The organism is Flavobacterium sp. FlaQc-48 (genome assembly GCF_044007335.1).
Taxonomy (GTDB): Bacteria; Bacteroidota; Bacteroidia; order Flavobacteriales; family Flavobacteriaceae; genus Flavobacterium.
In genome coordinates this window covers 133485-158509 of record NZ_JBIPCR010000009.1, presented here as the reverse complement: position 1 = coordinate 158509, position 25025 = coordinate 133485, and the positions used below count along the sequence as shown (strand labels likewise).

Sequence of the window (25025 nt, the reverse complement as noted above, 5' to 3'; positions counted from 1 at the left end):
AACATCAAAATGAATACTAAAACAACTATCATTATTGCGATTATGGGCTTGTCTTTTCAAGGTGCATTTTCTCAATTTAAAACCAACATTCCGCTGGATAAAAGTGTGACGACCGGAAAATTAAAAAACGGACTCACCTATTATATCCTGCATAACGAAGAACCAAAAGACAGAGCGAGTTTTTACTTTGTTCAAAATGTTGGAGCCATATTAGAAGACGACAATCAAAACGGGCTGGCGCATTTTCTGGAACACATGGCTTTTAACGGAACAGAACATTTTAAAGGCAAAGGGATCATTAAAATGCTGGAAAAAAACGGGGTAAGTTTTGGTAAAGATATCAATGCTTATACGGCTCAGGATGAAACTGTTTATAATATCAGCGGTGTTCCCGTGACCAACCAAAAACTGATCGACTCTACACTTTGGGTACTTCACGACTGGTCAGGATCGCTGTCTTTAACCAATGAAGAAATAGATGCAGAAAGAGGTGTGATCAGAGAAGAATGGAGAACGCGCAGAACCAGCGGTTTTCGTTTAAAAATGCAGACAGATCCTGTTGTATACAAAGGTTCAAAATACAGTAAAAGAGATGTTATTGGTGATTTGAATATCATCAATAACTTCAAATATCCTGAATTGAGAAATTACTATAAAAAATGGTACAGGCCAGATTTACAGGCTGTCATTATTGTGGGCGATATTGATGTGAAAACAATGGAGCAAAAAGTCAAAACCATATTTTCAGGTATTCCTCTGGCAAAAAAAGTAGCTGCCAGAACCTATGCAGAGATTCCAAAACATGACGAATTGTATTTTGGAACAGCGTCTGACAAAGAAGCTTCTTCAACTTCCATTACACTTCAGTACGTTCTCGATGAGCCTTTATTAAAAGACAGTATCGTGACGCGTAAAAACGTTATGAACTCTTTTTATACCAATATCTTAAACAATCGTTTCAGGGAATTAATCCTGAAAAACCAAGGTTCGGCATTAAATTTAAAGACTTACTTTGAACCTGTTTCAAGGTTAAATACCTCCTTTAATATTTCGGCTTTAGCCAAAAAAGGAAAAACAATTCAGGCTTTTGAAGAAGCGTATACTGAAGCAGAACGCTTAAAACGTTTTGGTGCCGCACAAGCCGAATTAGACCGGACAAAAAAGATCTTTATCAGTTCCTACGATGATTTTATCAGTAATAAAGATAAAGTCGACAACGACAGCTGGGCAGATAAACTGACGGATTATTTCCTGAAAGCAAAACCTTTTCTTTCGCCACAAGATGATTATAACCTGATTGTTGGCATTATTAAAAGCATCACTTTAGAAGAGTTAAACGCTTACGCGAAAACCATCCAAAAGCCTGCCAATCAGGTGGTTTTAGTAACAGGTTCTGATCAGGATAAAAATGATTTCCCAAATAAGGAAGCTGTTGTTGCTGTGATGAAGAAGGTTGAAAATATGACTTTGGAACCTTACACCAAAAAAGAAAACAATGCGCCTTTAATAGCAAAAGAATTAAAACCTGCTGCGATCAAAAAAACATTTGAAGTGGCTGGAATTAAGGATGCAAAAGGTTATATTTTAGAAAATGAGGCTAAAATAATTGTGCTTCCAACAACCAATTCGCAAGATCAGATTATTTTTTCTGCATTTTCTAAAGGCGGTAAATCTTTGATAAAAACAGAAGATCTGGCTTCCGCCGAAATTGCAACAACACTTGCAAGATCTTCAGGTTTAGGCGATTTTGATAATATGGGTTTAAAAGAAAAACTAACCGGAAAAGTAGCGCAGGCCTCTCCTTTTATTGGCGAAAATACGCAGGGTTTCCAGGGAAGCTCCAACAAAGCCAATTTCGAAACCATGCTGCAATTGGTTTATCTTTCTTTTGAAGCGCCGCGTTTTGATCCCAATATCTTTAATATCCTAAAAGAGCAGTACAAAAACAATCTGGAAAATATCAAACAAGACAACGGAAACACCTTTAAGGATACCATTGAGCTGGCCAATTCTAATTACAACCCGCGTACCTTTATATTCAACAAAAAATTCCTTGAAACTATTGATTTAAAGAAAGCAGAAAGTATTTACCGCGACCGCATTAAAAACGCTGGTGATTTCACTTTTATTTTTGTTGGAAATATTCCGGATTCAGTTTTAGAACTGATTCAGAAATACATCGGAAATATTAAATCTAATCCTTCTTTAAAAGAAAATTATGTCGACCATAATATGGAGCCTAAAAAAGGAAAAACCGAAGTTCATTTCAAACGTCCGATGGAAGTGGCGAAAACAACCGTTTACTTAAACCTAACCGGAACAATAGAATACAGTAAAGAAAATGCCTTGTCGATGTATGTTATTGGAGAAATATTATCCAAACGATTCCTGCAGACCATTCGCGAAGAAGAAGGCGGAAGTTACGGCGTAAATGTGGGCGGAAACCTGGAACTAATCCCGAAACCCACTTACAGTCTTGCGCTTACTTTCGATTGTAATCCGGATAAACAGGAAAAATTAATGCAGATTGTCTGGAAAGAAATCCATGATTTAAAATCAAATCCGGTCAATGTTAATGATTTAGAAGACATTAAAAAAGCACTTCTAAAAAACAGGGAAGAGTCACTTAAAACCAATTCGTTTTGGAATACAACACTTTACAATAACAGCTTAAATCAGATTCCGTTTTTACAGGATGACGAATATAAAAATTTAATTTCTAAAATTAATCAGAAAACTATTCAGCAATTGAGCAGGCATATTTTGGATAGTTCCAGTAGTGTTGAAGTAATTATGAGTCCGGAAAGTCAACCAGGTAAGTAATAGCTTTAGAATACTTTTTTATTTTTTATTAGTCATTAAAGGTTGTCGTAACAGACAGCCTTTTTTGTTTTTATAACATCTTTCATTTTCAATATTTTATGTATTAAAAAACATAGATTATAAATTGTAAAAAAGGTATTTCACTTAAATAAATATCATCGTTCTATGCGAAAAAACTATGATTTTATGAAAATCCTTAATTCCAACTTTAAATCTACGTTTCTATGTGTTCGTTATTTTGTCACTAATTTAAATCCCTTATTTAATACTATGTTCTGCTAAAACTAATATTGAAGAAAGAGAAAGCATATCCCAATTGTATTTAAAACAAGATAAAGCATACGGATTGGTTACCGGATAATATCCCAACGGAACAAATTCTGTATTATATTCCCAAAATTCAAAAATTCAATCGTACTGGATCAATCTCTGCCAAAACTAGACGAACCACCAAAAGAAGTTACAAAGGAAAGTTGGCGAACCAAATCTTACTGTTTTCAAAGAGATTATTGTGAGATTGTCTTTTTTGTATTTCCTCTGTTGTCCAAAAAATTGCTCCCTGGCCCCAAACGTTATTATTTTTGTCTTGTAATTCCCAAACGATTGCTTCGTTAATGGTAAAACTATTTCCGTATTTATCAACGCGAGGACCTGAATAATTATAAACAATCTTGTTTTTACTAACCTTTTCGAATAATAGTGCGCGTGCCTCTCTATTAGCCTCTGAAGCGCTGAATCTTGAAGGAATTAAAAGTATTTCATCCCACGTATATTTGAAACAAGACAATGCATATTGATTGGCATAAATAAAAAAAGAATCCGTACTATTATCTACTGCAAGTATACTGTAATTTGCTTTTTCATGTAGCCATTTATAGCGATCCGGAACCATTTCAGGACAAGGAAGATGCGTTCCGTTAAGGGCGAGAAAACAATCATCTATTTGTTTAATCAGTTGGTATTTTTCTTCTGAGTTCATGATATATAAATTTTTAAGAAGTGAATTATTTTATATATAGTAACAAGATAATGAGTTTAACTAATCAAATTTTGATCATCATAAATATACAAACCAAAATTAAAACACAATGAAATAAAAATATAAAAATTCGTACAAAAAATTACTAATTAACTGATTAATAATTGTTTAAATTATCATTTTTGCAATACATTTAGATCACATCCTGATAACATTGCTTTCCCTGTTTTTAATGTTAAAACAAAAAAACGCCTCAATCTGAGGCGTTTTTCATTTAGTCATGTTTTTTTAATTAGTGGCGATCATCATGATGATTCTGATCTTTTTTGTTTGAATTTCCTCTGGATTTATTTGAATTATCCTTTCTGTCGTTTCCGTGTTGAGGTTTTTGTTTATTATTTTGTTTGTAATTCTTATCCGGTTTATTTCCTCTGTTTTTTTGAGGGCTGCCATGATATCCTTTAGGATAATTCGCTCTGTGCTTGGTATGGTACGCATAAGGAGCATCTCCTCTGTAATCATTTAAAACTACCTTATAACCGCCATAAAGATCATATTGTCTGTATTGCGCCGGTAATCTGCTTTCACGAACCCATCTGCCATTATTATCATAGATAAACTGCTTTTGGGCAACATCATAATAGGTATCGATATCTGGCAGATAGTAATATCTGCTGTCGTCATAACCTTGTGGTCCCCAATTTGGAGGTGTACCAATATTTACGTTAATCGAAACCTGCGCGTGTGCAAAAATACTCATCAAGAGTATTAATGCGAATCCTAACTTTTTCATCTTTTGTGGTATTAAATATTAATTTGATTTGAACAAAGCTAAAGTAGTGCCATTAATTTGCCTTTCTTCTATTGATTATACAGAAAGGCAAAACCAATCGACGTATAGGAGCTCTCAACCGACAGAAGTTACCCAATAAAAAATGCCTCAGAAATATTGAGGCATTTTTTGTTTCAACAATTTAATTTAATAGTGGTGGTAATTTTAAAATCAATTCTGATCAGGAATCTATTTCCATCCACCACCTAAAGCACGGTACAAATCAACTACAGCCTGCAACTTCTGTAGATTATCGTTAACACCGCTCAATTGAGCTGCCAAAAGGTTTTGTTCTGATGTCAATACATCGGTATAATTGGTTTCAGAACTATATTCTAAAAGTTGTTGCGTAAAATCAACTGCTTTTTCTAAAGCTTCGATTTGTTTTTCTCTCGAATCTTCTTTTTCAACTGCCATTTCATAAGCATACATAGCATTCGAAACTTCCTGACCTGCAACTAAAAGGCTTTGTTGGAAATTATTAAAAGCCTGCACTTGTCTGGATTGCGCATTTGTTAATCTTGCTTTATTAAGTCCCTGATTAAAAATAGGCTGCGTTAATCCTCCAATTATAGAATAAAAAATAGACTGATCAAAGAAATTTTTTAATTCCAAAGTCGAAAATCCACCGCTTGCTGTAAGGGTAAGACTTGGATAAAAATAGGTCCTGGCCATATTTGTCGTTTCAAAAGCCGTTCTGAAATTAAATTCAGCTTCACGAACATCCGGACGATTTTCTAACAACTGAGCCGGTAAACCAATAGCAATTTTTTCAGGAATTACCTGATCTCCTAAAACACCTCTCTCAATTGGTCCTGAAGCTTGTCCTAACAAAATATTAAGCGCATTTTCAGTCTCACGAATACTTCTTTTCAAATCCGGGATCAAAACTTCGGCTGCATGCTGGTTCGCTTCACTTTGTACGACAGATGCACCGGTAACTATTGCGCCTTCTTTTAAAGCTTTGATCACTTCAACATTTTTAATACGGCTTTCTAAGGTTGATTTCGTAATTTCTAATTGTTTGTCATAGGCTAACAATAAAAAATAATTGTTCGCTATGTCTGATATCAACTGGGTTTGAACTGCCTGTTTCGCAGCATCTGTAGAAAGGTACGTAGCCAGGGCCGCTCTTTTTGAACTGCTTAGTTTTCCCCAAATATCAGCTTCCCAAGAGGTACTTAAACCTAATTTATAGGTCGTTGTTAACGTATTGATATTAATTCCTGCCGGAAAATTTAATGCTGCTTTAGATTGCTTATTACGCGTTGCATTAGCATCCAGATCCAAAGTTGGATAATAAGCCAGTTTGGTCTGACGTAAAGTAGCACGGGCCTGCACGATATTTTCGATCGCATTTTTTAAGTTCAGGTTCTGATCTAATCCTTTTTGAATTAAAGCATTCAGTTTTTGATCTTTAAAAACAGTTTGCCAGGGCATATTGGCAATCGTAGTCGAATCGGCAGAAGCCTGATCCCTATATAACTTATCCGTCGAAATTGTCGCCGGACGTTCGTATTTCTTGGTAATTGAGCACGCACTTAAAAGTGCGGCTGCAATTACGATAAGAATATATTTATTTGAACTATGAGTCATTTTTTCTTAATTAAATTATTACTCTTTATGAGCTTCGATTAGTTGTATTTCCTCATCATCATCTCCTTCGTCGTCATAGTTTTCTTTGGCAGGACCACTAATTCTTTCCTGTAAAGACTGGAAAATGATAAATAATATAGGAATAACAAATACTCCCAAAATGGTTCCGATTAACATACCTCCAACAGCTCCCGTTCCTATCGATTTGTTTCCTACAGCTCCTGCTCCCGACGCAAACATTAAAGGAACAAGTCCTAAAATAAAGGCAAAAGAAGTCATTAAAATTGGTCGTAAACGAGCTACAGCTCCTTCTACAGCTGCTTGTACAATTGGCATTCCCTTACGTCTTCTTTCAAGGGCAAATTCGACAATCAAAATACCATTTTTTGCCAGCAACCCAATCAGCATGATTAAGGAAATCTGTAAATAAATATTACTGTTTAACTTGAAAATGATCGAGAACAAATAGGCTCCGGCCAATCCAAAAGGAATAGACAGCAATACTGCAAATGGCAAAATATAACTCTCGTATTGTGCACTTAATAAGAAGTAAACAAACACCAGACATAAAATAAAGATAAAAATAGTTTCACTTCCCGATGCCAGTTCCTCACGCGTTAATCCGGAGAATTCATATCCGTAACCTGCCGGTAATTCCTGGGCAGCAACTTCCTGAATAGCTTTAATTGCATCTCCCGAACTAAATCCGGGATTTGGTGCTCCGGTAATCGCAATAGAAGAGAAAAGGTTAAATCTTGAAATGGATTCCGGTCCAAAAACTCTGGTCATTTTTACAAACTCTGTAATTGGCGCCATTGTTCCCGCACTGTTTCTCACAAAAATCTTGTTTAGTCCTTCGGTATTGGTACGGAATTCCGGAGAAGCCTGAATCATAACACGGTATTGTTTTCCGAATTTATTAAAATTCGAAGCATACAATCCGCCATAATATCCTTGCATGGTAGACAAAATCGTATTGATTGAAACACCTGCATCTTTGGCTTTTGCCAGATTAATATCCATCATGTACTGAGGGAATCCAGGGTTAAATGGGGTTGTCGCATATTGTATTTCCGGACGTTTTGACAACTTATCTAAAAATTCAGTATTGACTTTAAAGAATTCTGCTGTCGTGTGACCTCCTTTATCCTGCAATTGGAATTCGAATCCACCACTTTGTCCAAATCCCTGAATAGTCGGCGGAGAAATAAAGAAAATGTTCGCTTCACGAATACCGCTTGTTTTGGCAAATAGCTGGCCAATTACATCATTAACACTTAAATCACGTTTATCCCATGTTTCCAGTTTTACAATAACCATACTGTAAGCACTACCCGCTCCGGCTGTAAAGTTCTGCCCTACAATACGAAGTGTGTTTTTAACTCCGGGAATGGTATTGGCAATACTGTCTACTTTTTTGGCAATTACTTCAGAACGTTCCATAGAAGCCGATGGCGGCAAACTAATGTTAGCAAAAACAGTACCCTGATCTTCCGCTGGAACGAAAGCTGAAGGCGTGGTTTTCATCATATAAAATAAAGCAGCTCCGGCAATAACAATAGCCAGAAGTACAATCCATTTTTTGACAGAAAGAAAGGTAACCGAACGTTTGTATTTATTGGTTACATTATCGAATGCAACATTAAATGACGTATAAAATCTCTGAATAAAACTTTTATGTTTGTGATCGTCTGCATGAGGTTTTAAAAGTAAGGCACACAAGGCCGGACTTAAAGTAAGAGCGTTAATTGCCGAAAGAATAATCGCAACGGCTAACGTGATACCAAATTGTTTGTAGAAAACCCCTGTCGATCCGGTGATAAAAGTTACCGGAATAAATACCGCAGCCATTACAAGTGTGATCGAAATAATTGCTCCGGAAATTTCATCCATCGCATCAATCGTTGCTTTTTTAGACGATTTATAACCATGGTCCAGTTTGGCATGGACTGCCTCGACGACGACAATGGCATCATCGACCACAATACCAATCGCAAGGACCATCGCAAAAAGCGTTAATAAGTTAATGGTAAAGCCGAATAAATTCAGGAAGAAGAAGGTACCTACAATCGCTACCGGAACTGCAATCGCCGGAATTAACGTAGACCTGAAATCCTGAAGGAAAATAAATACCACAATAAAAACCAATATAAAGGCTTCAATCAAAGTATGGATTACCTTTTCGATAGAAGCATCAAGGTTTTCGTTAACGTCAACAAGGATTGTATATTTTACTCCTTTTGGGAAGCTTTTGGCTGCTTCTTCAATCAATTTTTTAGAATTGTTGATTACATCACGGGCATTCGATCCCGGAGTCTGGCTAATTGCCATCGCTGCCGATTCTACACCGTTTGTTTTAATGGTTGAGGCATAGCTCAGTGATCCCAGTTCTACTTTAGCCACGTCTTTCAATCGCAACATCTGTCCGTTACCCACAGATTTTATAACGATATCTTCAAATTCCTGTGCACTGGTTAAACGTCCTTTATATTTAATTACGTACTGAAAAGCCTGATTTCCGTTTTCACCAAATTTACCTGGTGCAGCTTCAATATTTTGCTCTGCCAAAACAGCTGAAATATCACTTGGAATCAGTTTGTATTGTTGCATAATGTCCGGTTTCAGCCAGATCCTCATCGAGTAATCTTTTGCACCAAAAACGGTTACATCCCCTACCCCAACTACACGCTGAATCTGAGGAACAAGGTTAATCTTGGCGTAGTTTTGAAGGAAAGTCTGATCATAAGCTTTATCATCACTATATAGAGAGAAGATCAACAAGTTACTACTCTGACTTTTTGTTACTGTTACCCCTGCCTGAGTTACCTCTACCGGTAATAAACTGGTGGCTCTTGAAACCCTGTTCTGAACGTTTACCGCTGCTAAATCAGGATTTGTTCCTACTTTAAAGAAGATTTTTATAGACGCATTTCCATCATTAGTTGCTGTAGAAGTCATGTAAGTCATGTTTTCTACACCATTAATTTGCTCTTCAAGCGGAATTACGATACTTTTTAGTACCACATCGGCATTGGCACCGGTATAACTTGCTGAAACGTTTACTGTTGGAGGGGCAATATCCGGATATTGAGAAATAGGCAACTCGATAAGGCCCAGAATACCTAAAATGACAATAATAACCGATATTACTGTCGAAAGTACAGGTCGTTGTATGAATTTTTTAAACATTTTTTCTTATTTTAAGTCAGCATAAACAGTTTCTGCATTCTGATTTTGAGGTTTAATTTCGCTTCCGTCTTTTAAAGAAGCTACCCCTTCTAATACAATTTGGTCCCCTGCTTTTAAGCCGCTTGTAACCACATAATAATTACCAGCTGTATTTTCAAGTATAGTGATATTGACATTTTTTGTTTTTCCGTCTTTTCCAACTGTCACTGCAAAAATTTTATCCTGAAGTTCAAATGTGGCACTCTGTGGAATTAATATGACATCTTTAACTTCTTTTGGAATTCGCACTGTTGTACTGCTTCCGCTTCTGATCACGCCTTTTGGATTAGGAAAACGCGCTCTGATATTTACCGAACCGGTTTCTGTATTGATAAGTCCGTTTACCGTTTCTACATATCCTTTTTCAGGATAAGCAGAACCATCAGCAAGAACTAATGAAACGGGTGGTATTTTTTTTATCGCCTGAGTTAACGAAGATCCCGAACCGGCATTTTCAGTAAAGTTTAGTAACATTTTTTCATTTAATGCAAAGTATGCGTACACATTTCCAATACTGGAAACTGTCGTTAAAGGTTCTGCATTAGCTGAACTTACTAAACTTCCTAAACGAAACGGAATCGAACCTACAACACCATTAACCGGACTAATTACGGTAGTATATCCCAAATTGGTTTTAGCATTTACTAAAGCGGCATTTGCCTGCGCTAATTCTGCCAAAGCCGACTCATAAGTATATTGCGCTGATTCTAAATCATATTTACTGATAATTCCTTTTTCTACAAGAGGTCTTACTTTATTTACAGCCAGTTTTGCAGAACTTACACTTGCCTGAGCACTTTTTATACTGGCAGTTGCAGTACGAACTTGTTGCTCGTATTCCGGCGCATTGATTTTAAACAAAGGCTGTCCTGTTTTTACAACAGCACCTTCATCAACAAAAATCTTCTCGATATAGCCCTCAACTCTCGGTCGGATTTCTATATTTTGCTGTCCCTGAATACTTGCAGGAAAGTCTGTATTTAATGTGGTTGATTTAGGCTGTAAAGTCAGCGTTTTATACTCTTTAACTTGTGGTGCACCTCCGGCCTGGGCCGATTTGTCATTTTTATTACCACACGATGCGATGATAATAGCTGCTGCGAGAATGCTTAAAAAGGATTGCTTATTCATTGTGAAAAATGTGTAATTATCAATTTATATCGAAACAAAAGAACTAAAATATAACATACCAAAATTTCCAAATAGACGAAGAGCAAAAGATAATCGATAGAGATTACCTTATAACCGATGGTTTTCAAAAAAAATTAAACGCTCGTTTAATTTATAAGCTCGTCGGCTCTAAAATGGTTTATACAGACTATAAAACTCTGTTTAGCGATTGATTCCAAATCGCATGTAAATAAAATGTAATATTGTCCATAAAAAAACTACATTATAATGTCAACAAATATTTTCAGACCTTATTTATTTACCGGAATACACATTCTAGGCTGGTTATTATTGGGATTTATCATGCTGTTTTATATCCCTATCACCTGGAATGTCGTTTTACCGTCAGTTTTTTGGCTTTGGCAGATCATAATATTGGTTTTATTGATTATCATTTTTTATTCAAATGCCAAAATTGTTGTTCCAAAAACCATTATTAAAGACAATACTTCCCCATTTTTATTATGGGCTTTTGCAACCATTTTTGTAATGCAGCTTATTGCTTATTTTTATACTTCTGAAACAGATCTTCACACTAAGGTAAGTGAAGTTTTAGGATTTAAAAAATTTAGGAACCCTTATTTTGACAATTATGTCCTGATGCTCACATTATTAGTATTGGGAATCAGTACCAGCTGGGCCATGTTGCACTACTGGCAAAAAGCAGCGCAACACAAACAAAAACTGGAACAAGACAAAACAATGGCCGAATTGGCAATGTTAAAAGCACAGATTAATCCGCATTTTTTCTTTAACTCTTTAAATAGTATTTACTCGCTTACGTATACGGATATTGAAGATTCGAGAAATGCGCTTCATACTTTAAGCCGCATGATGCGATACTTGCTTTATAGTACCGAAGAAACAACGACATTATTAAAAGAGGCCGAATTTATGAAGGATTTCATTGCCCTGATGAAGCTTCGTGCCAATAGCAAGCTTACCATTACAACCGATATTCCCGAAAAAGTACACGATTATCCAATTGTGCCAATGTTATTACTACCTTTAGTAGAAAATGCTTTTAAACATGGAGTCCATGCCACTGATAAAAGTGAAATCCATATTAAACTAAGACAAAAAGAAAGTACTCTTGAATTTGAAGTGGAAAATACCTATTTCGAAAAATCTTCAACTACAAATGAAGGCGGTATTGGATTAAAGAACACAAAACGCAGATTGCATTTAATATATCCGCATAAACACAGCCTTATAGCCGGCATTGCCACAAACGGAATGTATAATGTAAAACTGCAAATAATTTTAGAATAATGACAACATTAAAATGTATAGCAGTAGATGATGAACCTCTTGCCTTAAAATTGGTACAGACTTTTATTGCGCAAACTCCTTTTTTAGAATTGACTGCAAGTTGCGACAATGCCGTTGAAGCCATGACGATAATTAAAGAAAAACAGCCGGATCTTGTTTTTCTGGATATCAACATGCCCAATTTAACCGGAATGGAACTTGCCAGGCTTTTACAGGAACAAACAGGACCAACGCCAAAAATTGTTTTCACGACCGCTTACAATCATTATGCAATAGAAGGTTACAGAGTAAATGCAGTAGACTATCTCTTAAAACCTTTTAGTTATGAAGAGTTTTTACGTGCCGCAAATAAAGTTTTACAAATAACAGAAGACGCATCAACTAATTACCACCCCATTACGGCAGATGACGAATTTATTTTCCTGAAAGTAGAATATCAGTGGGTTCGAATTTCACTTAAAGATATTTCATACATTGAGAGTTTAAAAGATTATGTAAAAGTTCATCTTGACGATTCTCAAAAAACAGTACTCTCCCTAATTTCTTTAAAGGCTTTAGAAGAAAAACTTCCATCTGGAAAATTCATGCGTATTCACCGCTCGTTTATTGTTGCTCTTGATAAGATTAACACGATCAGCAAAAACTCTATTTTTATAGAAAAAACTGAAATTACAGTAGGGGAACAATATAAAGAAACCTTCAAGACCATCGTTGAAAAATGGTTGAAATAATTATAATATAAGATCACATGGAAAAAAGAGCAAACAAATATCATTTGACATTAAGCTTAAAACAATATGCAAATGGAGAAACAGAACCTGCCAGAGAACTGGGAATAGAATTTGATAATCACGACGAAATATTTAGTATCATCGAAAGAATTAAAGCTAAAAACATATTTGAAAATGAATCTGAGGCAACACAATTTGCACTTGGACTGAAATTGTTCAGCGAAATAAAATTAAAGCACCGTAAAAACCCTTTATTTGAAGAATTAAATGAGGTATTTCCTTTGTTTATGAAAAAATTAAAAAGCCTTTAATTTGCCTGTTATATTCTAAAAACAAAAAAGACTGGAAATTAAGTTTCCAGTCTTTTTTGTTTTTAATATGCGCTAATTATTTACAGTTTTCCATTTCGATAATCGAAAATCCATCTTTAAGAATTTTATTTTCTATTCCTTTAGGAGCTTTATCAATATGACAAAACCTGCATTCTTTTGAGGTCAAAGGCTGACCTTCCTGCAAAACTGTTTTAAGATATGTTTTACCATATTCAAAAATCTGGTTTGTATCAGTGGTAAGGGCATCAACCAGAATATCAAAATGCATCACTTTTCCATCTTTTCGGGTTACATAGGTATCCCATACTGCTACTTTCATATTATTTATATTGTTTAAGTTAAAAACCTTCCGCAAATTTATTTGTGCTTTTTTGCCACTACAAAATTACTTTCGTTCTTAATCACTAAGATGATCCAGTTTTGCTATTTACAGCATTATTCTGGTCCGGTTCAAATGCAATCTGGACTATTGATAAACATTAAAACTGGATCTTTTTCATATTTTACCTGACTATTATTTTTGCCCTCATGAAAGAGGAAATTATTTTTAATTTGAAACAGGTTCACCAGCGTATTGAAGATGCCTGCAAATCTTCCCGCAGAGCTGTTTCAGATGTACAGCTATTACTGGCTACTAAAACTGTTCCCGCCCAAAACATCCGAATTGCTATTGAAGCCGGAGAAACACTTATTGGTGAAAATAAAATGCAGGAGCTGCGTGATAAAAATTCCGAATTGAAAGATTTACATCCTGAACGTCATTTTATTGGCCATCTGCAAACGAATAAAGTAAAAGATGTCCTAAGATATGTAACCTGCATTCAATCGCTCGACCGGTTAACCCTGGCAGAGGAATTACACAAACAATTACAAAAAGACGGGCGAACTCTCGAGGTTTTCATTCAGGTAAATACCTCGTTTGAAGCGAGTAAATTTGGTTTAACGCCAACAGAAGTAATTCCATTTATAAAAAAAATAAAGAGTTACAAAACTTTAAAAATAAAAGGCTTGATGACCATTGGATTACTGGATGTTGAAATAGAAAAAATGCGTCCGTCATTGCACCTGCTTCAAAAAATCAGAACAGAAATCTACGAGGCTAAAATTGAAGGAATCCATAGTTTAAAACTTTCAATGGGAATGTCCCAGGATTTAGAACTGGCTATTGCCGAAGGCTCTAATATGGTAAGAGTTGGAACTTCTGTTTTTGGAAACCGTTTTTCAGGAAAAGAAATCTGGAACGAAAATATTACAGAATAAAGTATAATTTTGCACTAAATAGAAACTCAAATGAATCTGTACGAACTTGTTGTAAACGATACTGAAAAAATAGCACTGGATGATTTGCTTTTCAGCCAGGAAAATAAAACGGCACTACTTCAAACTATTAAAGAACATAAATACATTGAGGAGTTAAAAAAGTACAACCTGAAAACTGACCACAAAATATTGCTGCACGGTCATTCCGGTTGTGGTAAAACGACCACTGCAAAAGCGATTGCAACGGCTTTGAATAAAAACATTGTTATCATCAATCTCAGCACTTTGATCAACGCTAAAATTGGGGAAACTTCTAAAAATGTAAAGGCCATTTTCGACAAGGCGATTCGCGAAAAGGCAGTTTTATTCCTCGATGAATTTGACCAGATTGGCAAAAGTCGTGACAATGATGACAAGGACGTTGCCGAAATGAAACGTCTCGTAAACACTATTATTCAATTGATTGACTATTTGCCCACAGAAAGTTTACTTGTTTGTGCTACCAATTATTACAACAGTATCGATACCGCTTTGCTTAGACGATTTCAGATTAAACTAAAATTTGAAATGCCGGATGAAAAAGAACTTAATCTCTATTACGATAAACTATTAGCTGTTTTTCCTGTTCGTTTTCAGGATATACCCCGTAAATACACTATTTCATACGCTGAAGCTAAAGATTATATCCATACCACAATGAAAAGACAAATCATTGCTGAATTAGAACTTCAGGACCAGCAAAAATTAAGTGAGATACCAGTATAAAAAAACGCCTTAAAAGGCGCTTTTGTTATATCCAATTTTCTTTTCTTTTCTCTTTACTGTACAGCCAATTTCTTTCGTTGCTGTTATTGCCGGTTTTTGATTGCTTTTTAAAGCCGCAATAGCATCTTCGGCATATTTTATTTTCTCTGTTTTGGTTCCTTCAGGATCATTATCTATGGCCCCTACATATTCTACAATATTTCCTTTAGCGGTTTTAGAAACAATAAAAAGATGTGGGGTATGTTTTGCTCCATATTCATCTGTAACTTTTTGTCCGGCATCAAATAAATAGGGAAAAGGATATTTTTTTTCTTTTGCCAAGTCCTGCATTTTGTTAAAAGCATCTGCTTTTGAAGCTTCCGGATCGTTTGGGTTAATGGCAATTACAGGATAACCCTGTGATCTGAACTTTTTATCTAAATCTATAATTCTTTGCTCGTAGGCCACTGCATAAGGACAGGTATTACAAGTAAAAACAACAATAAAACCTTTGGCTTTTGGGTAACTGGCAAAAGAAACTTCTTTATTGTCTACATTTTTCAATTTAAACTCCGGTGCAGTATCTCCGGCTTTAAGTGTTGCTGTTTGTGCCTGCGAAAGAAAGGCTGAAAGGGCCAGTGCAAATAAAAGGATTATTTTTTTCATGGTTTATGGGTTTACAGTTTTTTATATTCAGTTAATAATTGTTCATAGGTAAATTCGCTTTCGACAAATTTTCGTGTATTGCCTTTAATGAAAAGCGTTGCCGGAATACTGCCTGACCACGAAGGATCAATTCTGTCGATGTATTCCTGCGGGCTGCTTTCGTTCAGGAGAAAAACTTCATTCTTTAAATTTTTTCTTTTTACAAACGGAATTACATTTGAGTTTAACTTTGACTTAAAATCAACACTCACCAATAAAACAGCCAGTTTTTCTGATTTATATTCTGCCTGAAGTTTTTCAAAATGAGGCAATTCTTTAATACAAGGTGCGCACCAGGTTGCCCAAAAGTTGACGACATAAGTAGTATCTTTTCCTGTTTTAATTCTTTCATTAAGCTGATCAATAGTAATCAATTTTACATTCTGACTGTAAGCCGATGCTGAAAGAAGAACAAATAGAAAAATATATAACAAAGATTTTATTTTCATAAGATACAGCGCATTACGATTAATTGTGCCTTACAAATATAAACTAATGAAAACTTACTTTTTGTTAATAAAAGTTTAATGGTTTGAAATAGTTGCTTTTGAGAAGTAAAGGTTCAGAGCTCAAATTTACAGGTTCATTCCTGAGCAACTTTATAAGCTTTGGCCCTACTTTTACAACGCATTAAAATCCGTTGCTACAAAATAGAACATTCCCCGGGGAATTTAAAGCAATCTGCTTTTAAAAGAAGTCAAGGACTTATTCAATTCAATTATATCTTGTTTATAACGTGGATATGCTGTTATGTTTCTTACACTATGGTTTTGACGGTTTGTTATACTAATTTCAGCTGTTTCCTGAAATGGAGATTCCATTATTAGACCATTTAAATTACAAGCTGCGCTATATTCAGAATGTATTTGGAATTTTGGAATTGTTCCCAGATGCTTTGTGATTATTGGTTTCAAAATAGATTTCTGATTTTCTTCTATTCGTTACAAATTATCCTGCGGCGTCCACATTTTAAAATATTTAAACATTTTTGGGTATTCTTCCCTCGGCACAAATGCCATGCAAACTTCCCGGTTTTCTAACGCAGATTCGGTTAAGATGATATGGTCTTCTTCTTTTTCTGCATTTGCAAATTCTTTTTCAGAAACAACGCATACCACTTTTTTAAATATTCCGTTGATCCATGTTTGCATATTATCGTTATGTTCAAATTTTCTAAAACACGCTAAGGAAGCGTGTGCCGCTATTACAGGAACAAGTTTATCGGGAACATCCTGTTTCATTAAAATATACATTTTTATATTATATATTATTTTTTACAAATAAAGTAAAGGATCAATACTTCGTCGAATTTATAAACTGCCATTGTGATAATATTCAGGATAGCCAAAAAATTTTAGTATAACGTCAAGATTTATTTTTTTCTAAAAACTATTACTTTCCTGTTATTATATTTAAATTATTAACAAACAGAAGTGCCTCCATATTACTCATGTTGGTCATAGATAAAATGCCATTTTTGTTCTCATTTATACTATTTATTTTAAAACAAAATTCATCTCCGTCCCTGTCCATTAAGGTTAAATATTCAATAGTATCATCTGAATTGTTTTGGCAGCTATGTGAAATCGTATAACGATACATTACCTTGAAAACGTCCTTATCATAATTGTAAACTTTTCCATCGGCAGTAAATACCCATCTTGTATTTCGGTTTGCATCAGCATACCAGGTGCCGATAATTTTTTTGGATGAAGGGTCCTGAGTCTGACTGCTTCCAAAAATTGCAGGAATCTGCAATAATAACAGCAAAATTAAAAATAGCTTTTTCATATTTTTTATGGTATGTTATAGTTTGAGATTTATTACTTGAATCTGTTTATTTCTTACAAAAATAACGTAACTCACTGTAATTATCTAGCAGACAACATGCAATTGTGTTGAATATTTCTACAATCAACGCCATACGCCGCTCCCCATTCACTATCTTCGTTTATATCAATAGCAATTGTTCTTTCTTGCTCAATAGTATCACAATATCTATTAATGGCATCTAAATTCAATTCTTCATCTGAAATATAGCAAAGAATATTTCAAAATATTTGGATGAAAACTTATTCCAGTTACTCCTTATCATATTCCTCGTCATCATCATAGGAAAGGTAAGACCAATCAAGATCTATATTCTCTAGAATAGTATCAAAACGTTCCTGATCACTGGTTCCAATAAAAGCTCCGGTACACTTATTTTCCTGATCAAAAGAAAGACTGATCACTTCATAATAATTGTCTGTAAACACTTTTTGATTGTCTCTGCTTATTTCCGGCACCAATGACCAGCTTTCTTCAATCAACTTTACGGTTTCAGGGTCAACATCACCAAAAAAATTCCCATTATACTGTAAACCTCCCAAAGTTCCGTTGTAAACAGCCATCAATAAAAAGAAGTCACCGATGGTTTGGTTTTCCATCTCCCAGTCTGATTTTTCAATAGTATCATAATTACCATAAACCGGTGGATTATCTAACTTTAAATCTTCTTTTTTAACTCCCCAAAACGCTACAACCTGATTTTCTTCGTAAATAACCAAATATCCATCATCTGAAAAACCAATTTCGCCATCAGGTTTTAAAAGTCTGTTATAGGAATAATTAAGGTTTTCTTCTTTGCCTAATTCCTGATAATATTCTTTAAGTTTTGCAGGAAGGTCTATTCCTAATTTCTTTTCAAGTTCAAGAATTTCAATTTCTGAAAATCCGAAATTTTCATTTTCTGAAAGGTCATAAAGGCGTTTAATCTTTTGAATACAATTCATTTAAAACTATTTTAAGTGGTAGCAGGATATTTTTAAATATTAATACTGCCATTTTTTAACTGTTTTTTCACCGAATAAATCAATAACTATTTCTTCTGTCCATTCGTCGATTTCCCTGCTATCTGAAAAATCATTTTGGGCAAAAATCAGGCAGCCTTTTAGGTAATCGTCTACGGTATCAAACATTTTGGTTAAATAAGGTGTCCCGTCATGGTCATAGTAATAAATTTCTTTTGTTTCACTGTGAAAACAAAACATATTTCCGTTACCTAAATAATCGCTGAAAGAAATTAAATATGGTAAAATCTCTTTGTCCTGATCTGTAAAATCAGGGCCATATTGCGGCGCACCTGCCCAAATATCTTTAATATAGTCTACTTCATTAAAATCCTGAAGCTGCTCACCAATATCAGCAATTCCAAAAGTCTGGTAAAATAATGTAAGGCTTTCAGGTAAGGTCGTTCCTAACTTTATTTCGAGAGCCTGAATCTCTTCGTTCGAAACGGGTTGCTTCAAATCATCACCAAAATTGTCGGCAATAGATTCAATGATTTTTTGAGTGTTAATTTTCCAATCCGGATCCCCAATTTTATTAAACGGAATAAGGATGTCTTCTTTCTTATTTATTTCAATCATGGCTACGGCTTATATGTTTTACGAAGCGTGAAAATACAGAATTAACTATAAGATTGCAATTAGTTTCAATTTAAGGAAATGATATGTTCAATTTTTGATCTTAATTTCATTTTAAAACTTGCTTTTATTCTAAACCAATCTACTCTATAAATTCAATATCTTCCAGATTATCCACACTTATGGGTTTATTGAAACTAAATGTTACCCCAATACCTAATGGGTCACAAATTCTAAATTTTCCTTCTGCAAACCGAATCATCCATTCATTTGAATCTTCCCAGAAAGTAAGTTCCGGCAGGTCAACGGGCAAACAATCCGGATCTGAACTTAAAAAATCAAATTTGTCTTCTCTAATATTGTACTTTTCTTTTTCTTCACTTAAAGTTTGTTTAATGAATAAAATGGCCGTTGCTAAATATGCATTTATATCTGAAACTATGGTTTGTACAAAATCGATGGTTTGGTTGGATATATTTTTATCTTTTGTAAAGATGTAAACAGGAATCTTGTCTGCAAAAATAGCATTATGACTATTACTATAACCAGTCCAATAAAAATTATTTTCAGGCCCATTTCTTAAAACGAGTTGCCCAAATTTGGTTTCATATTTGTTACTATTTCCATTCATAATCAAAAATAATTTAAATCTTAGTAAGACTGTTACACTCCATTTCTTTTTCCACTTCATCTAAAACATGACTTAGTTTTTCGATATTTAGCTTATCAATTTTAGCGATATCATATAAGCCTTGCTTAATAAGATCAAAAGTTATTCTTTTTTTCTCTGTTTCATTTTTTGTTATGTAAGCATCGTATTCTTCACATACAGCGATTCCGTACATTAAACATTTTTCTGCTTTTACTTTCTGGTATAAGGCATTTTCAAAAGAGTCGGAAACTTTAATATACAAATGGTTATAATCAGGAAGACGGAAATTTTTTTCACGGAGTTTGATTAATATCCTGTCACAAAACTTCTTGTCATAAGGGGCAAAAGTGGGGCTTTCAACATTTTCAAATTCAGGATCAATTTCTAATTTGAATATCAGTTTCTTTTTATCTACAGTACGGTTTTCCCTTGCGGTTCTTTTATCAAGTTGTTTTGTTATCGCTTCTGCTCTTAAAATAGATTCATACCGTTTATTCAACTCCCATAAATCTGTATTTTGTAATTCCGTTTCTAAAAGAAGTAATGTTTGCTGTATTTGCTCTCCATCATAGCGATCGTCTTTCTTTTTTTTAAGTCCCAGAATTTTAAACGTACGGTAGACAAATTGAAAAACATCTTCCATACATTTTTCGCTTTCTAATACGGGTAAAATTACTCTCACCATATTTTTGCCCCTGTGATAATTTGGCAGTTTATTATACCAATTAACATACACATCTTTTTCTTTTAGCTCATTCGAAAAAAGGGCAAGCTGAATCTCAATTTCTTCAAAAGAAAATTCGATTCCGTCCCGCTCAAATCTATCTGAAATAATTTTTCCAAAATATCTAAAAGGCTCATCAAGTTCACTACCGTAAGAGTCACAGGTACTTTTTATAAAATTAATTTTCATGCTGTCATTTTTTTAAATATTTGAAGTCGCAGGACAAAATTAAATTCTATAGCTTTATTAAGTATCTTCTAAAAGACATAATTGTATCAGGATAAGCCCAAATCACCAGGTGTTATTTTATTTCTTCACAGGACATTTCGGAATTATATAATTCCGAATAAACATTACATGATAACTTACTGTTAATTATGAAATTACAAATTATTGTTCTGTAAGGTGTAACGAAACATAAGGAGGTAGATTTGTATAATAACAAACCTTTAAAAAATTAAATATCATGAAAACTACAGATCAAAAAAACAGCAGCACTTCAACTTCTGGTGCAAAATCAATGGACAAAAAAATAGATAAAAAAGAGACATCTCCAAAAAGAGAGGTAAAACATAATCCAAAGGATGACAAGAAACCTTCTGCGACAAAAAAATAATTAATTCTAAAGTATACGACAATGGAAAATGGAAACAATCAAAATTACGGTCTGGATCATCGTGATTTTAATCAGGACTTAGATACACTTATCGATAAAGAAAATGCAAATCAGGACAGTAAATATCACAATCAGGAAGAATTTATAGACGACGTTAATCACCAGACAAATGACTATAACAGAAACGAAAATAATCCTGGTGAGGAACCTATCCTGAATGGAGAAGATCAGATTACAAATGATGAAGATCCGGAAGATCTGGATCATGCTCTGGAAAAAAACGGAGACCTCGACTACGACGATTCAGAAGATGAGGAAAATTTAAAAGATATAGATGAGGATCTGGACGAAGTATCGCACGATCCTTTTCCGAGTCTAAATCCTGAAAAATTGTAGACATAATGGCACATTACTATTAGATAACCGTTAAGGATTTGAACTTAACGGTTATTTTTTGTAAATTGAATCCGGTAATGAAATTTTATAATAAAAAAGTAAAACTATATAAGACCAATAGACTGAATTGCAGTAATTTTAAATTATTGGTTTTACTAAATTAATACTGATTTAGAAATGCTTTTGTATTATGGATATCACAATTCAAATTATCTGGTTATTTGTTCTCGCTCTTCCGATAGCGTGCATTAGCTGGACCGTAACGCATGAGGAAATATTTAAGGAACCCAGAGAATGGTGCGTTAAGCATTCCAAAAATGACCGGACCCTTTTAGCCAGAAAGGCATTTTATCTTTTTACCTGCGAATATTGTTTTAGCCATTATGTCACGATTGCTTTTTTAATCCTTTGTAATTATAAACTTTTGCTAAATGATTGGCGCGGGTATATTTTGGCAGGATTTTCGCTGGTTTTTATGGCAAATGTTTACATGAGCCTTTTTGCCTTGTTAAGGCAGGCCATAAAAAAAGAAAAAGTAGAAATTGAAAAAATCGAGAATGAAACCGATAGTGAAAAATCTATCGATATCAATAACAAACAGGTTTAACTAAATAAATTATTATAATCATGGAAAATTTAAATTTTATAGATCCATTATTACATGGAATTACACCAGCCCCATCTTCTAAACTATCTGTAAAAAATTTGGTTTGTGCAGGAGTAAGTTCACTTTTAATTGGCGCTATATTAAAAAAAGCAGGACAAAATAAAACAGCTGCAATTGTAGGAAGCCTTGCAGTACCATTATTGGCTTCGGCTTGTTACAAACAGATTTCAAAAAATTCTAAAGCAAAAAGAGAAATCAATGATAGTAGTGGTATTGAATACAATCACTAGATTTTATTAATATTTCCGGTTTATCCCGAAAAAAATAGTAGCCACAAATTCACGGATTACAGTTCTTTTATACAGAACTAAAATCCGTGAATTTGTGGCTTTTGTTGTGCAGTTGCAGTTCCTAAAAACAGGATTACAGCACAGCTTAAAAATAATTTTTTCATAAAGTCCACGATGAAATAAGTTACTTCAATTAAAATAAGTTATAAACGTAGAAAGCAAAATTATTTAATCTCAATATTTCCTTCAACCCAGTTTAGGGCTTTATTAAAATCTAATTTTTTAAATCCTTTAAATTCTCCCGGAACGACATAACTAAATCCGTTAGTAAAAGTGATTATTTCGTCAGAATCTGTAACGATGGCAGCCCTGTTCCATTTTCCGAGATGCTTTAATCCCAGTAAAGCATCCTGAAGCCATGCTCCGGCAGTAAAATTCTGAATGTCCGTATCTAAAACTAACAGAAAGTTGATCTCGTTAATTTGCTTAACCAGGTGTTCTACAGAAGGTACTACTACTCGTAGAAAATCTTCTTTAGTTACTTCTGCCAATGCCCTAAAAGCCACAATATTGTCTGTGGTATCGATTTGATGTATCATTTTATTCTTTTTGAATTGTTTATTTATTTTTACTCTTTTAATTTCATCTGAAAAGATGAAAATTACTCTCAAATTTAGGTATACAATACCTATAGTACCTTATAACATCTCACACAATTTTTATATTATAACTATCTCTTTTTAAGTTGCTGAAATTGTTAGACGCTAAGCCCCTAAGTATTTTATTGCAGGGATTCATTGTGCATTACCGAAGTTTTTAATCTTAAATAAAAAAGCCTGCTTCTTTCGAAGCAGGCCTTTATAAAAAAAAATAAACTAACACAAAAACTTAATTATAACCTTGATTTTGTTTGAATACCTTTTGGTCGATAACGGTTTGTGGAATTGGAAATGCTCTTCTAAAGGGTTGAGAAGCAGCTTTTGCAGTTCCGGCTAAGTCAAATTTTCCAAAACGTATACTTTGTGGTCTTCTTTGTAATTCCCAGTACAATTCAAAACCTAATTCTTTATACAATTGCGCTGTGTCTAAAGAAGTAAGTACTTTTCCGGGAGCATTTGCAAATAATGATTCTCTTTTTCTGCTTGTACGCAGTTTATTAAGATCGATCAGGGCTAAACCTGTACTTCCTTTTCTATAGTAAGCTTCGGCTCTCATGGCATAAATTCCCCCTAAACGGAATAACGGAATATCAACATTACTGTTACCGTTTCCGCCTTCCGGATCAAATTCATATTTAAAAACACGTGCTCCCTGATTGATTTCGTTTTGAGCAAAAACAGATTTAGTAGGATCTGCAAATGTTAATGATGGTGTAAAATTCATTCTAGTACCGGTACTTTTTTCCATCACTAGTGGAGAAACTTTTATACGGTTTCCTGCCATTTCAAGAGATCCCGAAGCCAATAACACAGGGCCGTATTGAAGTCCCGCCTGAATTCCTCTGTTAAAGTGGAACCAGGGCAATGCCGGGTTGCTCTTAGGTACAACGTCTGTTGCAGGAACACTTACATCTGTACCGTCGTTCATAAACCATGTACCATCAGCATATTGGTAATGTTGTTCAAATCTTGGATCATCATGATTACCATCCCATGATGCATAGAATTCAGGAGTTGTACAAGCTGCATTTGTTCCTCTGTTTGCTGCAGATGTTCTCTGGTTACGCTCCATACACACATAAGCAAAACTGTTAGAACCATTACGGATATAATCTATCTTTTGAGTGATGGCAAATATAAGTTCTTTACCATTATCATTATCTCTTGCGAAATTTTTGAAGAAATCACTTTCTAAACTATATTTTCCGGAATCGATTAATAATGACGTATAATAAATAACACGGTCCATGTCTGTTCCTGTTCCGCTTACGGCAGCTTCATTAAAATTAAAGCTTGAAGTGGCATTGTAACGATCTTTGAATACGGCACGGTTTAAATACATGGTGCTTAATAAAGCATAAGCTGCTTGTTTGGTAAATCTTCCGTGATGTGTACGTTGTGTACCAATATCAGCTAAATTGGGTATCAGGGCCTCAACATCAGTGATTAATTTGTCAATCTCAGTCTCCGCTTTTAAAATTTGTAAAGGTGCCTCTACGTTTAATGGATCTCTAAATGGTGCTTGTCCGTACAGATCTAATGTAGTATAGGTATAATACGCTAAAAGTGCTTTTGATTCTGCCAAAAACAATTCCTTTTCCGGAAAAGTGCTTTCCTGCGCAGACTTAATTGCAGTTAAAGAACGGGTAATTCCGTTTGTCAGTAAATCCCAGTTACTCACAATAATGGCATTACTGGAACTCCATGTAAATTCATGCATGTCCCTCCATTTTCCACCATCTCCCCAGTCACTTCCACGGGTTGGTAAAATAGCTTCATCTGTGGTGTATTCCTGCATGGCAAAAACAGCTCCGTGATCTGTAAAAGTTCCGTCTCCAAGTCTGTCATAAGCTGCAGCAAGTGCACCTGCAGGATCAGTAGCGTCCGTTCCCAGTTTTTCATCCAATACAACTTCATTCAGGTCTGTACAGCTGTTTAAGAGAAAAATAAAAGAGAATATAGTTATAATTTTCAGGCTAAAAAATGTCTTTGTCTTCATAAT

The 25025-nt window shown here is 34.5% G+C and carries 27 protein-coding genes; 10 read left to right on the top strand and 17 right to left on the bottom strand.

The window, feature by feature from the left end; genetic code table 11:
• Nucleotides 1-9: 9 nt before the first annotated feature.
• Nucleotides 10-2823 carry a M16 family metallopeptidase gene (locus ACHRWY_RS15630; RefSeq protein WP_395355897.1) on the top strand — a complete coding sequence of 938 codons (2814 nt, stop codon included), beginning with the start codon at nt 10-12 and terminating at the stop codon, nt 2821-2823.
• Between the two features lie 460 nt (nt 2824-3283).
• Here the strand turns inward: ACHRWY_RS15630 and ACHRWY_RS15625 are convergent, their stop codons facing one another.
• The 5 genes from ACHRWY_RS15625 to ACHRWY_RS15605 all read right to left on the bottom strand — a co-directional run bounded on the left by ACHRWY_RS15625 (nt 3284) and on the right by ACHRWY_RS15605 (nt 10589).
• Complete coding sequence (locus ACHRWY_RS15625; RefSeq protein ID WP_395355896.1) at nt 3284-3802, bottom strand: MEKHLA domain-containing protein; 519 nt, start codon at nt 3800-3802, stop codon at nt 3284-3286.
• 292 nt (nt 3803-4094) lie between these two features.
• Nucleotides 4095-4595, bottom strand: a complete 501-nt coding sequence (locus tag ACHRWY_RS15620) for a hypothetical protein (RefSeq protein ID WP_395355895.1) — start codon at nt 4593-4595, stop codon at nt 4095-4097.
• A gap of 228 nt (nt 4596-4823) precedes the next feature.
• Nucleotides 4824-6230: an efflux transporter outer membrane subunit gene (locus tag ACHRWY_RS15615; RefSeq protein ID WP_395355894.1), complete on the bottom strand. Its 1407-nt coding sequence runs from the start codon at nt 6228-6230 to the stop codon at nt 4824-4826.
• A gap of 18 nt (nt 6231-6248) precedes the next feature.
• Nucleotides 6249-9419, bottom strand: a complete 3171-nt coding sequence (locus ACHRWY_RS15610; protein ID WP_395355892.1) for an efflux RND transporter permease subunit — start codon at nt 9417-9419, stop codon at nt 6249-6251.
• 6 nt (nt 9420-9425) lie between these two features.
• Nucleotides 9426-10589, bottom strand: a complete 1164-nt coding sequence (locus ACHRWY_RS15605) for an efflux RND transporter periplasmic adaptor subunit (RefSeq protein ID WP_395355890.1) — start codon at nt 10587-10589, stop codon at nt 9426-9428.
• 267 nt (nt 10590-10856) lie between these two features.
• On the opposite strand from ACHRWY_RS15605, the gene ACHRWY_RS15600 reads away from it, so the two are divergent.
• Genes ACHRWY_RS15600 through ACHRWY_RS15590 form a run of 3 tightly spaced genes read left to right on the top strand, consistent with a single transcriptional unit; the run spans nt 10857 to nt 12942 of the window.
• A complete protein-coding gene (locus ACHRWY_RS15600; protein ID WP_395355888.1) occupies nt 10857-11900 on the top strand; it encodes a sensor histidine kinase in 1044 nt (347 codons plus the stop codon).
• Nucleotides 11900-12631 carry a LytR/AlgR family response regulator transcription factor gene (locus ACHRWY_RS15595; protein WP_395355887.1) on the top strand — a complete coding sequence of 244 codons (732 nt, stop codon included), beginning with the start codon at nt 11900-11902 and terminating at the stop codon, nt 12629-12631. Before ACHRWY_RS15600 ends, ACHRWY_RS15595 begins: the two co-directional genes overlap by 1 nt.
• Nucleotides 12632-12648: 17 nt before the next feature.
• On the top strand, nt 12649-12942 hold the full coding sequence (locus ACHRWY_RS15590; RefSeq protein ID WP_395355886.1) for a DUF3861 domain-containing protein: 294 nt from the start codon (nt 12649-12651) through the stop codon (nt 12940-12942).
• A gap of 76 nt (nt 12943-13018) precedes the next feature.
• Here the strand turns inward: ACHRWY_RS15590 and ACHRWY_RS15585 are convergent, their stop codons facing one another.
• On the bottom strand, nt 13019-13282 hold the full coding sequence (locus ACHRWY_RS15585) for a DUF2024 family protein (RefSeq protein WP_395355885.1): 264 nt from the start codon (nt 13280-13282) through the stop codon (nt 13019-13021).
• A gap of 209 nt (nt 13283-13491) precedes the next feature.
• Here ACHRWY_RS15585 and ACHRWY_RS15580 point away from each other — a divergent pair, with 209 nt between their 5' ends.
• Both ACHRWY_RS15580 and ACHRWY_RS15575 read left to right on the top strand, forming a co-directional pair.
• Nucleotides 13492-14223 carry a YggS family pyridoxal phosphate-dependent enzyme gene (locus tag ACHRWY_RS15580; RefSeq protein WP_395355884.1) on the top strand — a complete coding sequence of 244 codons (732 nt, stop codon included), beginning with the start codon at nt 13492-13494 and terminating at the stop codon, nt 14221-14223.
• 30 nt (nt 14224-14253) lie between these two features.
• Nucleotides 14254-14988 carry an AAA family ATPase gene (locus tag ACHRWY_RS15575; RefSeq protein WP_395355882.1) on the top strand — a complete coding sequence of 245 codons (735 nt, stop codon included), beginning with the start codon at nt 14254-14256 and terminating at the stop codon, nt 14986-14988.
• Nucleotides 14989-14997: 9 nt separating this feature from the next.
• On the opposite strand, the gene ACHRWY_RS15570 is transcribed toward ACHRWY_RS15575, so the two are convergent.
• The 9 genes from ACHRWY_RS15570 to ACHRWY_RS15530 all read right to left on the bottom strand — a co-directional run bounded on the left by ACHRWY_RS15570 (nt 14998) and on the right by ACHRWY_RS15530 (nt 20644).
• Nucleotides 14998-15633 carry a thioredoxin family protein gene (locus ACHRWY_RS15570; RefSeq protein WP_395355880.1) on the bottom strand — a complete coding sequence of 212 codons (636 nt, stop codon included), beginning with the start codon at nt 15631-15633 and terminating at the stop codon, nt 14998-15000.
• 11 nt (nt 15634-15644) lie between these two features.
• Nucleotides 15645-16121: a TlpA family protein disulfide reductase gene (locus tag ACHRWY_RS15565; protein ID WP_395355879.1), complete on the bottom strand. Its 477-nt coding sequence runs from the start codon at nt 16119-16121 to the stop codon at nt 15645-15647.
• A 222-nt stretch (nt 16122-16343) separates the two neighbouring features.
• The gene (locus tag ACHRWY_RS15560; protein ID WP_395355877.1) at nt 16344-16586 is read right to left on the bottom strand and encodes an Imm19 family immunity protein; all 243 of its coding nucleotides are present in this window, start codon (nt 16584-16586) and stop codon (nt 16344-16346) included.
• Nucleotides 16587-16613: 27 nt separating this feature from the next.
• Nucleotides 16614-16913: a hypothetical protein gene (locus ACHRWY_RS15555; protein WP_395355875.1), complete on the bottom strand. Its 300-nt coding sequence runs from the start codon at nt 16911-16913 to the stop codon at nt 16614-16616.
• A gap of 151 nt (nt 16914-17064) precedes the next feature.
• The gene (locus ACHRWY_RS15550; protein WP_395355874.1) at nt 17065-17463 is read right to left on the bottom strand and encodes a hypothetical protein; all 399 of its coding nucleotides are present in this window, start codon (nt 17461-17463) and stop codon (nt 17065-17067) included.
• A gap of 290 nt (nt 17464-17753) precedes the next feature.
• On the bottom strand, nt 17754-18446 hold the full coding sequence (locus ACHRWY_RS15545) for an SMI1/KNR4 family protein (protein ID WP_395355872.1): 693 nt from the start codon (nt 18444-18446) through the stop codon (nt 17754-17756).
• 39 nt (nt 18447-18485) lie between these two features.
• On the bottom strand, nt 18486-19082 hold the full coding sequence (locus ACHRWY_RS15540; RefSeq protein WP_395355870.1) for an SMI1/KNR4 family protein: 597 nt from the start codon (nt 19080-19082) through the stop codon (nt 18486-18488).
• A gap of 139 nt (nt 19083-19221) precedes the next feature.
• On the bottom strand, nt 19222-19710 hold the full coding sequence (locus tag ACHRWY_RS15535; RefSeq protein WP_395355869.1) for a hypothetical protein: 489 nt from the start codon (nt 19708-19710) through the stop codon (nt 19222-19224).
• 13 nt (nt 19711-19723) lie between these two features.
• Complete coding sequence (locus ACHRWY_RS15530) at nt 19724-20644, bottom strand: hypothetical protein (RefSeq protein ID WP_395355867.1); 921 nt, start codon at nt 20642-20644, stop codon at nt 19724-19726.
• A gap of 277 nt (nt 20645-20921) precedes the next feature.
• Between ACHRWY_RS15530 and ACHRWY_RS15525 the strand changes: the two genes are divergently transcribed.
• The 4 genes from ACHRWY_RS15525 to ACHRWY_RS15510 all read left to right on the top strand — a co-directional run bounded on the left by ACHRWY_RS15525 (nt 20922) and on the right by ACHRWY_RS15510 (nt 22364).
• On the top strand, nt 20922-21071 hold the full coding sequence (locus tag ACHRWY_RS15525; protein ID WP_395355866.1) for a hypothetical protein: 150 nt from the start codon (nt 20922-20924) through the stop codon (nt 21069-21071).
• A 21-nt stretch (nt 21072-21092) separates the two neighbouring features.
• A complete protein-coding gene (locus ACHRWY_RS15520) occupies nt 21093-21467 on the top strand; it encodes a hypothetical protein (RefSeq protein ID WP_395355864.1) in 375 nt (124 codons plus the stop codon).
• A gap of 190 nt (nt 21468-21657) precedes the next feature.
• Nucleotides 21658-22074, top strand: a complete 417-nt coding sequence (locus ACHRWY_RS15515) for a hypothetical protein (protein ID WP_395355863.1) — start codon at nt 21658-21660, stop codon at nt 22072-22074.
• A gap of 20 nt (nt 22075-22094) precedes the next feature.
• Nucleotides 22095-22364, top strand: coding sequence for a PrgI family protein (locus ACHRWY_RS15510; RefSeq protein ID WP_395355862.1), 270 nt, complete (start codon nt 22095-22097; stop codon nt 22362-22364).
• Between the two features lie 224 nt (nt 22365-22588).
• On the opposite strand, the gene ACHRWY_RS15505 is transcribed toward ACHRWY_RS15510, so the two are convergent.
• Nucleotides 22589-22963: an STAS/SEC14 domain-containing protein gene (locus tag ACHRWY_RS15505; RefSeq protein ID WP_395355861.1), complete on the bottom strand. Its 375-nt coding sequence runs from the start codon at nt 22961-22963 to the stop codon at nt 22589-22591.
• 289 nt (nt 22964-23252) lie between these two features.
• A complete protein-coding gene (locus ACHRWY_RS15500; protein WP_395355860.1) occupies nt 23253-25022 on the bottom strand; it encodes a RagB/SusD family nutrient uptake outer membrane protein in 1770 nt (589 codons plus the stop codon).
• Nucleotides 25023-25025 lie beyond the last annotated feature (3 nt).

Coding starts and splice junctions, on each gene's coding strand:
- ACHRWY_RS15630 (WP_395355897.1), top strand. CDS start 10: ATGAATACTAAAACAACTATCATTATTGCGATTATGGGCTTGTCTTTT.
- ACHRWY_RS15625 (WP_395355896.1), bottom strand. CDS start 3,802: ATGAACTCAGAAGAAAAATACCAACTGATTAAACAAATAGATGATTGT.
- ACHRWY_RS15620 (WP_395355895.1), bottom strand. CDS start 4,595: ATGAAAAAGTTAGGATTCGCATTAATACTCTTGATGAGTATTTTTGCA.
- ACHRWY_RS15615 (WP_395355894.1), bottom strand. CDS start 6,230: ATGACTCATAGTTCAAATAAATATATTCTTATCGTAATTGCAGCCGCA.
- ACHRWY_RS15610 (WP_395355892.1), bottom strand. CDS start 9,419: ATGTTTAAAAAATTCATACAACGACCTGTACTTTCGACAGTAATATCG.
- ACHRWY_RS15605 (WP_395355890.1), bottom strand. CDS start 10,589: ATGAATAAGCAATCCTTTTTAAGCATTCTCGCAGCAGCTATTATCATC.
- ACHRWY_RS15600 (WP_395355888.1), top strand. CDS start 10,857: ATGTCAACAAATATTTTCAGACCTTATTTATTTACCGGAATACACATT.
- ACHRWY_RS15595 (WP_395355887.1), top strand. CDS start 11,900: ATGACAACATTAAAATGTATAGCAGTAGATGATGAACCTCTTGCCTTA.
- ACHRWY_RS15590 (WP_395355886.1), top strand. CDS start 12,649: ATGGAAAAAAGAGCAAACAAATATCATTTGACATTAAGCTTAAAACAA.
- ACHRWY_RS15585 (WP_395355885.1), bottom strand. CDS start 13,282: ATGAAAGTAGCAGTATGGGATACCTATGTAACCCGAAAAGATGGAAAA.
- ACHRWY_RS15580 (WP_395355884.1), top strand. CDS start 13,492: ATGAAAGAGGAAATTATTTTTAATTTGAAACAGGTTCACCAGCGTATT.
- ACHRWY_RS15575 (WP_395355882.1), top strand. CDS start 14,254: ATGAATCTGTACGAACTTGTTGTAAACGATACTGAAAAAATAGCACTG.
- ACHRWY_RS15570 (WP_395355880.1), bottom strand. CDS start 15,633: ATGAAAAAAATAATCCTTTTATTTGCACTGGCCCTTTCAGCCTTTCTT.
- ACHRWY_RS15565 (WP_395355879.1), bottom strand. CDS start 16,121: ATGAAAATAAAATCTTTGTTATATATTTTTCTATTTGTTCTTCTTTCA.
- ACHRWY_RS15555 (WP_395355875.1), bottom strand. CDS start 16,913: ATGAAACAGGATGTTCCCGATAAACTTGTTCCTGTAATAGCGGCACAC.
- ACHRWY_RS15550 (WP_395355874.1), bottom strand. CDS start 17,463: ATGAAAAAGCTATTTTTAATTTTGCTGTTATTATTGCAGATTCCTGCA.
- ACHRWY_RS15545 (WP_395355872.1), bottom strand. CDS start 18,446: ATGAATTGTATTCAAAAGATTAAACGCCTTTATGACCTTTCAGAAAAT.
- ACHRWY_RS15540 (WP_395355870.1), bottom strand. CDS start 19,082: ATGATTGAAATAAATAAGAAAGAAGACATCCTTATTCCGTTTAATAAA.
- ACHRWY_RS15535 (WP_395355869.1), bottom strand. CDS start 19,710: ATGAATGGAAATAGTAACAAATATGAAACCAAATTTGGGCAACTCGTT.
- ACHRWY_RS15530 (WP_395355867.1), bottom strand. CDS start 20,644: ATGAAAATTAATTTTATAAAAAGTACCTGTGACTCTTACGGTAGTGAA.
- ACHRWY_RS15525 (WP_395355866.1), top strand. CDS start 20,922: ATGAAAACTACAGATCAAAAAAACAGCAGCACTTCAACTTCTGGTGCA.
- ACHRWY_RS15520 (WP_395355864.1), top strand. CDS start 21,093: ATGGAAAATGGAAACAATCAAAATTACGGTCTGGATCATCGTGATTTT.
- ACHRWY_RS15515 (WP_395355863.1), top strand. CDS start 21,658: ATGGATATCACAATTCAAATTATCTGGTTATTTGTTCTCGCTCTTCCG.
- ACHRWY_RS15510 (WP_395355862.1), top strand. CDS start 22,095: ATGGAAAATTTAAATTTTATAGATCCATTATTACATGGAATTACACCA.
- ACHRWY_RS15505 (WP_395355861.1), bottom strand. CDS start 22,963: ATGATACATCAAATCGATACCACAGACAATATTGTGGCTTTTAGGGCA.
- ACHRWY_RS15500 (WP_395355860.1), bottom strand. CDS start 25,022: ATGAAGACAAAGACATTTTTTAGCCTGAAAATTATAACTATATTCTCT.